Source organism: Nocardia sp. NPDC127579 (assembly GCF_042672005.1).
GTDB lineage: Bacteria > Actinomycetota > Actinomycetes > Mycobacteriales > Mycobacteriaceae > Nocardia.
On the sequence record NZ_JBHXVZ010000005.1, the window covers coordinates 36,898 to 49,699 of the forward strand.

13 protein-coding genes are annotated in these 12,802 nt (G+C 68.0%); 2 read left to right on the forward strand and 11 right to left on the reverse strand.

All coding sequences use genetic code 11. The annotated features are described in order from the left end of the window. Nucleotides 1-7: 7 nt before the first annotated feature. From ACFVMC_RS18210 to ACFVMC_RS18260, 11 genes are all read right to left on the reverse strand, one after another. Nucleotides 8-415, reverse strand: a complete 408-nt coding sequence (locus ACFVMC_RS18210) for a type II toxin-antitoxin system VapC family toxin (RefSeq protein WP_379211624.1) — start codon at nt 413-415, stop codon at nt 8-10. Beyond that, on the reverse strand, nt 408-647 hold the full coding sequence (locus ACFVMC_RS18215; RefSeq protein ID WP_379211625.1) for an antitoxin: 240 nt from the start codon (nt 645-647) through the stop codon (nt 408-410). Before ACFVMC_RS18215 ends, ACFVMC_RS18210 begins: the two co-directional genes overlap by 8 nt. A gap of 123 nt (nt 648-770) precedes the next feature. Continuing rightward, nucleotides 771-1,148: a nuclear transport factor 2 family protein gene (locus tag ACFVMC_RS18220; protein ID WP_379211626.1), complete on the reverse strand. Its 378-nt coding sequence runs from the start codon at nt 1,146-1,148 to the stop codon at nt 771-773. Nucleotides 1,149-1,261: 113 nt separating this feature from the next. Continuing rightward, nucleotides 1,262-2,620 carry a Pup--protein ligase gene (gene pafA, locus ACFVMC_RS18225; protein WP_379211627.1) on the reverse strand — a complete coding sequence of 453 codons (1,359 nt, stop codon included), beginning with the start codon at nt 2,618-2,620 and terminating at the stop codon, nt 1,262-1,264. A 137-nt stretch (nt 2,621-2,757) separates the two neighbouring features. Then, a complete protein-coding gene (gene lysA / locus ACFVMC_RS18230) occupies nt 2,758-4,101 on the reverse strand; it encodes a diaminopimelate decarboxylase (RefSeq protein ID WP_379211628.1) in 1,344 nt (447 codons plus the stop codon). A 134-nt stretch (nt 4,102-4,235) separates the two neighbouring features. Next, entirely contained in the window at nt 4,236-5,219 is a 984-nt protein-coding gene (locus ACFVMC_RS18235; protein WP_379211629.1) for a dimethylarginine dimethylaminohydrolase family protein, read from the reverse strand. 98 nt (nt 5,220-5,317) lie between these two features. Then, nucleotides 5,318-6,079, reverse strand: a complete 762-nt coding sequence (prcA, locus tag ACFVMC_RS18240) for a proteasome subunit alpha (protein WP_379211630.1) — start codon at nt 6,077-6,079, stop codon at nt 5,318-5,320. Continuing rightward, on the reverse strand, nt 6,076-6,942 hold the full coding sequence (gene prcB / locus ACFVMC_RS18245) for a proteasome subunit beta (protein WP_379211632.1): 867 nt from the start codon (nt 6,940-6,942) through the stop codon (nt 6,076-6,078). Before prcB ends, prcA begins: the two co-directional genes overlap by 4 nt. 14 nt (nt 6,943-6,956) lie before the next feature. Then, nucleotides 6,957-7,151, reverse strand: a complete 195-nt coding sequence (locus ACFVMC_RS18250; RefSeq protein WP_379211634.1) for a ubiquitin-like protein Pup — start codon at nt 7,149-7,151, stop codon at nt 6,957-6,959. 172 nt (nt 7,152-7,323) lie between these two features. Then, a complete protein-coding gene (gene dop / locus ACFVMC_RS18255; RefSeq protein ID WP_379211636.1) occupies nt 7,324-8,823 on the reverse strand; it encodes a depupylase/deamidase Dop in 1,500 nt (499 codons plus the stop codon). A gap of 83 nt (nt 8,824-8,906) precedes the next feature. Then, nucleotides 8,907-9,518: a hypothetical protein gene (locus tag ACFVMC_RS18260; RefSeq protein WP_379211638.1), complete on the reverse strand. Its 612-nt coding sequence runs from the start codon at nt 9,516-9,518 to the stop codon at nt 8,907-8,909. Nucleotides 9,519-9,669: 151 nt separating this feature from the next. Between ACFVMC_RS18260 and ACFVMC_RS18265 the strand changes: the two genes are divergently transcribed. Further along, nucleotides 9,670-10,875, forward strand: a complete 1,206-nt coding sequence (locus tag ACFVMC_RS18265; RefSeq protein WP_379211640.1) for a DUF418 domain-containing protein — start codon at nt 9,670-9,672, stop codon at nt 10,873-10,875. 328 nt (nt 10,876-11,203) lie between these two features. After that, the gene (locus ACFVMC_RS18270; RefSeq protein WP_379211642.1) at nt 11,204-12,721 is read left to right on the forward strand and encodes an alkaline phosphatase family protein; all 1,518 of its coding nucleotides are present in this window, start codon (nt 11,204-11,206) and stop codon (nt 12,719-12,721) included. Nucleotides 12,722-12,802 lie beyond the last annotated feature (81 nt).

Here is a 12,802-nt window from a genome sequence, read left to right on the forward strand (position 1 = left end):
GCAGGGGTCAGGACGAGATCAACTCCACCTGGCACGGCAAGTTGGGCGCCCTGCTCAACCGTGCATCAGAGGTCAGCAGTGGAATGTCGAGCCGTGCGGCCAAGGCCGCGTACAGCCCGTCGTAGAACGACACCGTGTGCCGCAGCGCCCAAGCGTCGGCGGCTAGCCAACCATGATGCGCGTATCGCTCATCGACCAGCAGCTTCGCCATCCGTATTCCGGCGACCGCACGGTCGGAGGTAATCAGCCCTCCGCGCTCGGCCTTGCGCAACACGCTGCCGATCTCGGCGTCTATCAGATGTGGTGCGTGGCAGGTGGATTCTCCGATCCGCTTGGCGAGCGCAATTCCGGTCTCATCATCACGTATGAGCGCGTTTCCCATCGCGCACGCGTCGACAACCACGTCATCACTCACCCCGCAGCTCCCGCAGCGTCTCCTCGACGAAGCCTGCTGGGATGCCGGGGCCCGGATCGCGTTCCAATTCCTCTCGGTACGCGATCAGCGCCGCACGTTTCGCACGCCGCCGCGCCAAGGCGGTCACCTCCCGGCGCATGAATGCCTGCAGCGACATTCCTTCCGCTGCTGCCTCGCTACGAAGGAACTCGGCATCTTCCTCCGAGATGTTCCGAACCTGGATAGTCGACATAGCGCCATTTTAGCGCTTACACGCGATTTCAATTGGCTATTATTCGCACTCGGAACCGCCGACGATGACGATCGGGCGGACGGGTACCCAGCAGATCAGTTGCGCCCAAACGGTTTTCGACCGCTAGTCCGGAAGCCGGGTCTGCTGGTAGCAGGCGAGACGCCAGGTCGAACCGACCGGAATGTAGGTACTGGACATGACGCCGCGGAAGGCCGGTTCGGACCCGTCGCGATACGCGGCGGCGCGATACACCAGCACCTTGCCGTCGGCCCCCAGATCCACCACCCGGGGATCCTCGATCTCGTAGGCTCGCCACGGCGGCGCCGCACGCAGGGACGCGACGACCGCGGCCCGGTCCAGGATCATCCCGTTGGCCAGCACCATGACCGCGTCGCCGGTCATCAGCTCACCGTAGAAATCCGAGCCGGTGCCGGCACAGAGCGCGTCCCAGCCACGCCGCTCGACCGCGAGCAACTCGTGCAGAATCTCGTTTCCGCCCATGCGCTCCACGGTAGGCGCGTGCCCGGCCTACATCGAGGCGATCAGCCGATCCACGCGTTCGTCGACCGAACGGCATAGGCACCGCTTGCAGAGGACCACACCGGCCCCAGCGGCTACATCGACGCGATCAGGCGATCCACGCGTTCGTCGACCGAACGGAACGGGTCCTTGCAGAGGACGGTGCGCTGGGCCTGGTCGTTCAGCTTCAGGTGCACCCAGTCGACGGTGAAGTCGCGGCCGGCCTCCTGGGCGGCGGTGATGAAATCGCCGCGGAGTTTGGCGCGGGTGGTCTGGGGCGGGGTGTCGACGGCGGCGTCGACGGCCTCGTCCTCGGTGATCCGCTTGGCCAGCCCCTTGCGCTGCAGCAGGTCGAAGACGCCGCGGCCGCGTTTGATGTCGTGGTAGGCCAGATCGAGCTGGGCGATCTTCGGATCGGACAGCTCCATGCTGTAGCGGTCCTGGTAGCGCTGGAACAGTTTGCGCTTGATCACCCAGTCGATCTCGGTGTCGACCTTGGCGAAATCCTGGGCCTCGACGGCGTCGAGGGTGCGACCCCACAGGTCCACCACCTGGTCGATCTGCGGATCGCGGTCCCGGTTGCGCAGATGTTCGACGGCGCGGGCGTAGTACTCGCGCTGGATGTCGAGCGCGCTGGCCTGCCGTCCGCCGGCCAGCCGCACCGGGCGTCGCCCGGTCATATCGTGGCTGACCTCGCGAATCGCCCGAATCGGGTTGTCCAGCGCGAAGTCCCGGAACGACACACCGGCCTCGATCATCTCGAGCACCAGCGCCGCCGTGCCGACCTTGAGCATGGTGGTGGTCTCGGCCATGTTCGAGTCGCCCACGATGACGTGCAGCCGGCGGTACTTCTCGGCGTCGGCGTGCGGCTCGTCGCGGGTGTTGATGATCGGACGCGACCGGGTGGTCGCCGAGGAGACGCCCTCCCAGATGTGCTCGGCGCGCTGGGACAGACAGAAGGTCGCCGCCTTCGGCGTCTGTAGCACCTTGCCCGCACCACAGATCAGCTGGCGAGTTACCAGGAACGGCAGCAGCACATCGGAGATCCGGGAGAACTCACCGGCGCGCACGACGAGGAAGTTCTCGTGGCAGCCGTAGGAATTGCCCGCGGAGTCGGTGTTGTTCTTGAACAGGTAGATGTCTCCGCCGATACCCTCCTCGGCGAGCCGCTGTTCGGCGTCGATCAGCAATTCCTCGAGCACTCGCTCGCCGGCGCGGTCATGGGTGACCAGCTGATGCAGGCTGTCACACTCCGCGGTCGCGTACTCCGGATGTGAACCCACATCGAGGTACAACCGAGCCCCGTTGCGCAGGAACACATTCGAGCTCCTACCCCAGGACACCACCCGGCGGAAAAGATACCGGGCAACTTCGTCGGGGGACAGCCGACGGTGACCGTGGAAGGTGCATGTCACACCGAACTCGGTCTCGATCCCCATGATTCGTCGCTGCACATAATCGACATTACAGCGCGTTCATGCTGTTTCGTGGGGCTGTGAGCAACACGCGTCACTCAGGTTCACAACGATTCGAGACCGGTGCACCGCCCGTGACCGCCCTCGGCACCGGTCCGTGGCGGGTGGCGCTGCTGTCAGCAACCGACCTCGCGGGCGGTCAGATCGGCCAGGGTCTCCCGGCGCAGCAGAGCACGGCACTGCCCGTCGCGGACCGCCACGATCGGCGGGCGCGGCACACTGTTGTAGGTACAGGCCAGGCTGTGATGGTAGGCGCCCGTGCTGGGCACCGCGAGCACCTCGCCGGGGCACAGATCCATCGGCAGCTGGACGTCGGTGGCGAGGATGTCCCCCGCTTCACAGAACCGTCCGACCACGGTCGCGTTCAGGTACGGGCCGCCGGGATGCCGATTGGCCAGCACGGCGGTATAGGCGGCGCCGTACAGCGCGACGCGTGGATTGTCGCTCATCCCGCCGTCGACGGTGACGTAGGTGCGGCCGCTGTCGTGGCGCTTGACCGAGAGCACGCGGTAGAGCGTGACCCCCGATCGGGCGACGATCGACCGGCCGGGTTCCAGCGCGATCCGCGGACGCGGGAAATGCCAACGCGCGCAGGCCGCGTCGAGCGCATCGTCGATGATCGCGGACAGTTCGTCGAGATCCAGTTCCGGATCGCCGCCCCGATAGGCCACCGCGTGGCCGCCGCCGAGGTCGAGTTCGGTGAGGGTCACACCGTGCTCGACGCGAATGCGCGCCATCTCCGCGACCATGCGCCGGATCGCCTCACCGTAGTGATCGGCCTGGGCGATCTGCGATCCGATGTGGCAGTGCAGGCCGTTGAGCCGCAGCCGCGGATGCCGCAGGATGCGCGCCACGGCCTCGGTGGCGGCGTCGCTGCCGAGCGGGAATCCGAACTTCTGATCGGCGACGCCGGTGCGCACGGCCGGATGCCCGTGCACATCGATATCGGGTGTCAGGCGCAGCAGCACATCCTGGCCGGTGCCGACCAGCGCCGACAGCATCGTGATCTCGGGCGTCGAGTCGATCACGATCCGGCCGACCCCGCTGTGCACCGCGGCGGACAGTTCGTCGAAGGTTTTGCCGTTGCCGTGCATGATGATTCGGCGCGGATCGACTCCGGCGGACAACGCGATGGCGAGTTCACCCGCGGAGCACACGTCGATCGACAGGCCCTCCTGCGCGACCCAGCCGGCAACGGCCTGGATCATCAGCGCCTTGCCCGCGTAGATGATCTCGAGGCCGGGAAAGGTCCGCAGGTAGGTCCGGCAGCGCTCGCGGACTTCGCCCTCGTCGAGGACATAGGCCGGTGTGCCGAACTGGTCGGCGATATCGGTGAGCGTCACGCCGGCGACCGTGATCCGGCCTTCGCCGTCGTAATGGGTTTCGCGCGGCCAGACGGCCGAGTCGAGACGCTCGGGCATGCCGGGTCGCAGCGAAGGGAAGATGTCGAGCAGGGTCACCGTGTTCTCCTCAGCGCACCCCCGCCGAATGCGGGGCCGCCTCCAGAACTACGCCCGATTCGCGACGGTTACCGCCATGGCTACGCGGACTTGACGGTTACGCGCCGAAATCTTGACGGCGTGCTGACACCGCCTCAGTCCTCCCGCAGCAGCGGCTGGGTCGAGCAGCGGAACGCGCCACCGAACAGCCGCGACACCGAGAAGTCGAGGTATTCGACCGTGATCCCGCGCCGCTCGAGTTCGGCGCCGACCCGCTCGAATTCGGGGTCGGTGATATACGTGCCCGGATCGATGGGCAGTCCGTTGGTGGCCATGGCGGCCGCCTCGTCCTCGCTGACGTCGATGTGCTCCCACGAGCGCAACGGCTCGGGAAGTCCGTCGGGCAGCCGTTCGGGGCAGGCGATGAGCAACCCGTCCCGGACGAGCCCGATCGCGCAGTCCAGGTGCAGCACATGTGCGGGCAGGCGCACGGCGGTGACGGTGAATCCGAAGGGCCGCAGGTACTTCGCGAGCCACTGGTACCCGAGCTCGTCGGTGGCCATGCCGGAGATACCGACGAAGATGTCGGTGCCGAGCACCAGCACGTCGCCGCCCTCCAGGAACGGCCCGGGCCCACGCCGGCCGAGTGGCGGCGCGCCGGGCCGGGGCAGCGAGACGTAGGCGGCCGCCGCGGGCATGACCCGCTCGACCAGCAGGTCGCGGCTCGGCAGCACTTCCATGCGCCGGTGCGGGAATTGCAGCGCGCCCTCGATGACGTGCGCGCCGACGGTGAACCAGGGATCCCGGACGAAGAAGTTGGCGTATCCGATGCGGCCGGCCGTGGCCTTCTCGCTGTCGTCGAACAGTCGGGGACGCAGGACCTCCACGCCATGGCTGTGCAGGACAGCCGCCAATTGCTCGCGTTCGGCCTCCCAGGCCCGCTGCTTGTCGGGATAGACCTCGCCGAACGTCTTGCCCCACACCGCTTCGAGGACCTGGGCCGCATCCTCCGGCACGGGCATCGCACCCCCGAGGCTGTCTGCCTCGTCCGGAGCACGGAACTCGCACCGCGCGACGACCATCGTCCGCAGCGGGGCGAACTCGCTGTCCACACCGACACGCGCATGTTCGGCAGCCATACACGGTGATGCTAATCAGCTATAAGAGCTGTTGTCCATGGTTCGCGCGCCGGGCCCCCGATACCGCGGCGGTCATCGAGGGCCCGGACAGTCGCGAGCTACTCCGCCGTCGTCGGCGGATCCTCGGGTGTCGCCTCCTGCGCCTGCCCGGCGGCGGCCGGTTTCAGCAGTTGCTCCAGGGCCGGGGCGGTGACCCGCCGGAACGCCCGGCGCGGGCGCGCCTGCTCCAGGGTGGCCACCTCGAGCTGGGCGACCCCGATGGTCCGCTTGTCCGGGCCTTCGGGCACACCGGCCTGCAGGGCCTTGACCGCGACCCCGATGGCGGAGCCGAGATCCAGGCCGGGCCGGTAGGAACTCTTCAACGCGCTGACGATCGGCTCGGTCGTGCCGCCCATCACCACGTATTCGCGTTCGTCGACGATGGAACCGTCGAAGTTGATCCGGTACAGCACCGACTGGCTCGGCTGTTCCGGATACCCCACCTCCGCGACGCAGATCTCCACCTCGTAGGGCTTGAGCTGGTCGGTGAAGATGGCGCCCAGGGTCTGGGCGTAGGCGTTGGCCAGCGCCCGGCCGGTGACATCGCGCCGATCGAACTGGTAGCCGCGCAGATCGGCCTGGAGGATGCCGTTGCGGCGCAGGTTCTCGAACTCGTTGTACTTGCCCACGGCCGCGAAACCCACGCGGTCGTAGAGCTCACTCACCTTGTGCAGGGTCGCCGACGGATTCTCGGCGACGAACAGCACACCCTTGTCGTAGACCAGCACGATGACGCTGCGACCGCGCGCGATGCCCTTGCGCGCGAGCTCGGTCTTGTCGCGCATGATCTGTTCGGCCGAGGCGTAGTACGGCAGTGTCATGCGGTGGCCCCCCCTTCTTCGTCCTCGGCCGCGCGATCGGCGACGATCGCCCGGGTGATCGCGGACAGCCGCTCCTCGGTCACCTCGTCGGCGCCGTCGGCGGTGATCACCACGGCGGTCGGGAAGATGCCGCGGACCAGATCCGGGCCGCCGGTCGCGGTGTCGTCGTCGGCCGCGTCGAACAGCGACTCGACGGCGATGCGCAACGCGCGCTCCTCGTCGATCCCCTTGGCGTACAGCTTCTTCAGCGACGACTTGGCGAACATCGAGCCGGAGCCGACCGCGGCGTAGCCGAAACGTTCCTCGCTGCGCCCGCCGACCGCGTCATAGGTGACGATCCGGCCCTTACGATCCGGATCGACCGTGTGCTCGTCGTAACCGACCAGCACCGGCACGACCGCCAGGCCCTGCATGGCGGCAGGGAGATTGTCGCGCACCATCTTCGAGAGTTTGTTGGCCTTACCGTCGAAAGTGAGCGAGACGCCCTCGATCTTCTCGTAGTACTCCAGCTCCACCGCGAACAGCCGCACCATCTCGATGGCCAGCCCCGCGGTACCCGCGATACCGGCCGCCGAGTAGGTATCGGTGATGTGCACCTTCTCCATATCCCGGCTGGCCAGCAGGTTGCCCATGGTCGCGCGCCGATCGCCGGCGATCAGCACACCGCCGCGGTAGCTGACCGCGACGATGGTGGTGCCGTGCGGGGCGATGTCCTTCATCGGCGCACCCGATGCGGAGGTGCCACCGGTCATCCCGGTGGCACCTTCGATCGCGGCGAACCTGTTGCCCGGCAACAGTTCCGGTGCGTGCTGACGCAAATGCTCGATGAACGAGGACAGCGCGTGGCCCGGCTGGAGACGCATGGGGTCACTCGCTGTCACTGGCCGCCCTTCTGCACGTACGCACGGACGAAGTCTTCGGCGTTCTCCTCGAGCACGTCATCGATCTCGTCGAGCAGGTCGTCGGTGTCCTCCGCCAGTTTTTCGCGGCGCTCCTGACCCGCCGCGTCCACACCCTCGGGACCCTCGTCCTCGTCGCCGCCCCCGGTGCGCTTGGTCTGCTCTTGTGCCATGGCAGCCGACCTCCTCTGTCCTCAACATGACCGGACCTCGATGGTGAGCACCGTCGCGATCATGAGCTGTGTGCGTGCTCGTCCTTCAACCCTACCCAGCGACACCGGCCGATTGGCGGATCTGTGTTCAATTCGCTGCTGTGTACACCCGGCCGGCCGACTCCGTGTTCGCCTACGTGGTCAGCTGTTCCACCAGATCGGCGGCCGAGTTCACCCCGTCGAGCAGCTTGCCGACATGCGCCTTGGTGCCGCGGCGCGGTTCCAGCGTCGGAATCCGCACCAGCGAATCGCCACCCAGATCGAAGATCACCGAATCCCAACTGGCGGCCGCGATATCGGCGCCGAAGCGGCGCAGGCATTCGCCGCGGAAGTAGGCGCGGGTGTCCACCGGCGGCTTGGTCATGGCGTCGAGCACCTGCTGCTCGGTGACCAGTCGCTGCATCGAGCCGCGCGCGACGAGCCGGTTGTACAGGCCCTTGTCCAGGCGCACATCCGAGTACTGCAGGTCGATCATGTGCAGTTTGGGCGCGGCCCAGCCCAGGCCCTCGCGCTGGCGGTAGCCCTCCAGCAATCGCAGTTTGGCGGTCCAGTCCAGCAGGTTCGCGGTCTCCATCGGATCGCGTTCGAGCAGGTCGAGCACCATGGCCCAGTTGTCCAGGATGTCGCGGGCGCGCGGATCGTCGACCCCCTCGCGGTCCATGAACTTCGCGGCCCGCTCGTGGTAGAGCCGTTGCAGGGCCAGACCCGTGAGCTCGCGGCCGTCGGCCAGCGCGACGGTGGCGCGCAGCGTGGGGTCGTGGCTGATCTGGTGCACGGCGGTGACCGGGCGGGCCAATTGCAGATCGGAGAGATCCTCACCGGCCTCGATCAGGTCCAGGACCAGGGCGGTGGTGCCGACCTTGAGATAGGTCGACATCTCGGCCAGATTGGCGTCACCGATGATGACGTGCAGGCGCCGGTACTTGTCCGCGTCGGCGTGCGGTTCGTCGCGGGTGTTGATGATGCCACGCTTGAGTGTGGTCTCCAGGCCGACCTCGACCTCGATGTAGTCGGCGCGCTGGGACAGCTGGAAGCCGGCGTGATCACCGGACTGCCCGATGCCGACCCGGCCGGAACCGCAGACGACCTGACGGGAGACGAAGAACGGGGTGAGCCCGACGATGATCTGATTGAACGGGGTATCGCGGCTCATCAGGTAGTTCTCGTGGGTGCCGTAGGAGGCGCCCTTGCCGTCGACGTTGTTCTTGTACAGCTGCAGGCGCGGCGCGCCGGGGACGCTCGAGGCGTGCCGCGCGGCCGCCTCCATCACCCGTTCGCCCGCTTTGTCCCAGATGACCGCGTCCAGCGCGTCGGTGACCTCGGGCGCGGAATACTCCGGATGCGCGTGGTCGACATACAGCCGGGCGCCGTTGGTGAGGATCATGTTGGCGGCGCCCACCTCGTCGGCGTCGATCACCGGGGCGGGCCCGTTCATCCGGGACAGATCGAATCCACGCGCGTCACGCAGCGGTGACTCCACCTCGTAGTCCCAGCGGGTTCGTTTGGCGCGCGGCACTCCCTCGGCGGCGGCGTAGGCGAGAACCGCTTGGGTGGAGGTGAGAATCGGGTTCGCCGACGGCTCGGTGGGAGTGGAGATGCCGTACTCGACCTCGATACCGATGATGCGCTGCATACCTCGAGCCTAGGCGACGCCGGTACCCGGGCCTGCCGCACCCGGGTTCCGGCGAGCCGGATGTCATTCCGGCGGCGGGCAACTCAGTTGTCGAACCAGACCACCAGGCGAACGTGCTGCGCGCCGTGCACCTCGGCGAGCGTGGACATCACGGTCCAGGTGCGCTGCCACTGCGGATGCGCGTCGATCACCTCGCGCCTGGTCATCCGCACTACCCGGAACATGCGATCGCCGTCGACCCATTCGGTGCCTTCCGGCCAGGTCTCGTCGTAGCCGAGTGCCGGCGGGCCGGATTTGCCCGCGAGCTCGGCGAAGGCAGCGCTCCAGGCCGCCTTGCCGGCCCGGACCCATTCGCCGTCGGTGCCGCGCCGGAATTCGTGGATGCGGGAGTCGGGTTCCTCGGCCCGCCGGTCCCAGTCGATCCCGGTGATCTCGTCCCAGCCGATCCAGGTCGGGCTGTGCGCGGCGGCGCCCCACTGCGTGTGCTCGGCCCGGGTCACCGCCGCAATATCCTCGGGCAGACCGCGATTCGGCGCGAGCGGCTCGAAACCCCCGTAGTTGCGGATTCCGAACAGCAGGCCGAACGCATCGTAGTGCCGCAGACCGCCGATCAGATCGAAATCCATGGCGGCGGACCACCGCCCGTTCTCCCACCTGCTCCGGCATTCGATGTAGCCGTGGATATCGCACCCCATGCCCGCGATTGTGCGGGACCCCCGGTGCGCCCGGCAATCGAATTTCGGCCGGTCGGGGCCCGGATCCTCCGGGCGAGGGACGGTGATGTCATCCCCCGGGTCGTACTTCCGGAGGACCCGGCGCGCGGGCCCGGAACCGGATAGTCGATCCATGACCGAATCCATCGTCGATCCCCGTTCCGACACCGGGGGGCAGCACCGAGCGCAGGCGCCCGCGCGGCCCTCCCGACTGGTCGCGCTGGATGTCCTGCGCGGCATCGCGATCCTGGGCACGCTGGGCACCAATATCTGGATTCTCACCAATCCGGAAGGACTCGTCGGCTACGTGCAGGATCTCGGCGCCTCCCCCGAGACCGGCTGGATGTGGGCCGAGCGCGTACTCCAGCAGGTGGCGCAGGGCAAGTTCCTGGGGTTGCTCACCATCATGTTCGGCATCGGGCTGGCCATTCAGCAGCGCTCCGCCGTGCGCGGCGGGCGCCGCTGGCCGGGCAAGTATCCGTGGCGGGCCGGGCTGCTGTTCCTCGACGGCGTGCTGAATTTCGTGCTCGTCGCCGAGTTCGACGTGCTGATGGGCTACGCCGCGACCGGTCTGGTGGTGGCGTACCTGCTCGCGACGAGCGAACGGGCCCAGCGTCGTTGGCTGATCGCGGCGGCGAGCGTGCACACGCTGCTGCTCACCCTGATCGGGCTGGCCATCGCGTTCGCACCGCAGACCGGCGGGGCGCCGGACGAACCGCTTGACCCGAATCCGTACGCGGACGGTTCGTTCTGGGATCTGGTGGTGTTCCGGCTGGAGCATGCCGCGACCTTCCGGGTGGAGGCGATCTTCGTCTTCGCCATGTCGGTGGCGCTGTTCCTGGCCGGTGCGCGACTGTTCCGGGCCGGGCTGTTCACCGCCGAGGGCGCGCGAATCCGCAAGCGGCTCATGGTGCTCGGCGCGATCGCGGCCCCGATCGATCTGGGCGCGGGGATCGTGGTGGGCGGCGACATCGTGGTATTCACCCGCTACGGCGTCGCACCGTTCGTGGCACTGGGCCTGCTGGCGCTGGTGGCCGAGTTCTACGTGCGACGGCCGCGGGTCGGGTTTGCCGGGCGGCGGCTCTCCGAGGTCGGGCGGACCGCGCTGAGCTGCTATATTCTGCAGAATCTGGTCGCCTCCGGGTTCTGCTACGGCTGGGGCCTCGGCTGGGCCGGCGCGGTGTCGCCGCAGGCGTACGTCCCGTTCACCATCGGTGTGTATCTGCTGGTCTCGCTCATCATCGTGACCGCCGCCCACCTGTGGCTGCGCCGTTTCGAGCGCGGACCGGTGGAATGGTTGTGGCACACCGGTTATCGGTTCCTGGCCCGGGAACGCTGAATCAGCCTCGGCACGCGAAGAACACGAGTAGTCCGCTACTCGTGTTCTTTTCGTGCGCGGGCCGGACCATCGAGGTATCGAGTCCGCGACGACCGCGATCCGCAGGTGTTTCGCAACGCCTTCCGCGTCGAGAACGAATGTCTCGATCCGGAAGCCCCGCTCCTGCGAGTTCATCGAACCGGAACAGCCCTGCACAGCACTGCTGGTAGCCCGTCCAATGGTGTGCGGGTGGTGAACTCGCGGGGGCCGGGGTCATTTCACCCGCCCGAGGGGCGGCCGTCCGCCGCTGTTCACGGCGGCTCCATACCGCGCCGGTACAACCATGGGCATGGCCCGTGTGCTCGCTGTGATCCTCGCGCTGCTGGCGGCGGTGCCGGCCCCGGCCGGCGCCCGGGCGGAGGGCGATCAGCGGCATGTGGTCGTCTTCGGTGTCGACGGATTGAACTGGGAATCGCTGCCCCAGGCCGACACGCCCACCCTGGACGCGCTGATCAGCACCGGCTACAGCTCCCCGACCTGGCTCTACGCGCCGCCGTTCGCACCGACCGTGAGCGGACCCGGCTGGGCCACCGTGCTTACGGGGGTGTGGCCGGATCGGCACCGGGTGTTCGGCAACGACTTCGCCGGCAACGCGCTGGCACGCCATCCTGATCTGCTGAGCCGGGTGGAGGCGGGACTGCCGGGGGCGAAAACCTATGCGGGGCTGGACTGGCAGCATCTCGACGAGTTCGTGCTCGGGGACGCGATCGATCGGAAACTGGTGTTCCGTGACGACTACCGGGTCAACGATCAGAAGGTCGCCGACGACGCGGCCACCTGGATTTCGCGGCACGCACCGGCCGCGTCGTTCGTGTACCTGGGCAATGTCGACGCGGCCGGGCACGAGTGCGGCAGCGCCGGATCCTGCTACCTGCCCGCCGTCGCCGGGGCCGACCGGCAGATCGGCCAGATCATCGCCGCGATCCGGTCGCGCGCCGATTTCCGGCCCGAGGACTGGCTGTTGCTGGTAACCACCGATCACGGCCACACGCCCGGCGGCGGGCACGGCGGCAATTCCCGGGCCGAACGTCAGTCGTTCCTCATCGCCGCCGGTGGCGGCCTGACGCACCGCGTGCCCGCGCTGGAGCCCCGGCTGGTGGACGTGGCGGCCACCGCGCTGGATTTTCTCGGCGTGGGGCGCGCCGGACTGGACGGCATACCGATCACCGAGCCGTCGAACGACCCGTTCGATTCGCTGGTGGGCGAATTACGCACCCCCGTCGACGAACCCGATATCCCCGCCGGGCTGCGCGGCTGGACCCACAGCACGCCCGCCGGCTGGCAGATCGACAATTCCGGGATGCGCGGCGGCGGTGTCACCGAATGGCGCGGCTGGTCGTTCACCACCGATCCGTTCTGGACCGCGACCCAGGCCGGGCAGGCGCGTGAATCCAATGTGCGAGCGCGCGGCGTGTTCGCGGTCGCGGATTCCGACGAGTGGGCCGATCGAATCTTTCGCGGCCGCTTCAATTCCCGGCTGGTGTCCGCACCCGTGCGCGTCACCGGAGCCACGGCCGCCACGGTGTCCTTCGTCTCGCACTACCGCAAGCACGGGTCCGAAACCGCCACGGTGACAGTGTCTTTCGACGACGGTGCGGCACGGCCGGTGCTGACCTACACAGCCGATGTCACCGCGCGCCTCGAACATCTCGAAGTCCCCGTGCCCGCGGGCGCGAGCACCCTGCGCGTCGCCTGGGAACTCACCGCGGGCAACAACGACTGGTACTGGGCCGTGGACGCTCCCGGCATCCACACCACCGGCGACCTCAGCTCCGCAGACCGGCCAGCAGCCGTGCCACATGCGTAGCCGCGGCGCCGGGTTCGAGCGGTCGGGATCGGGCATGCGGCGGGCGACCGTCTCGGTCTGGTCCGATCGGTCACCGACATC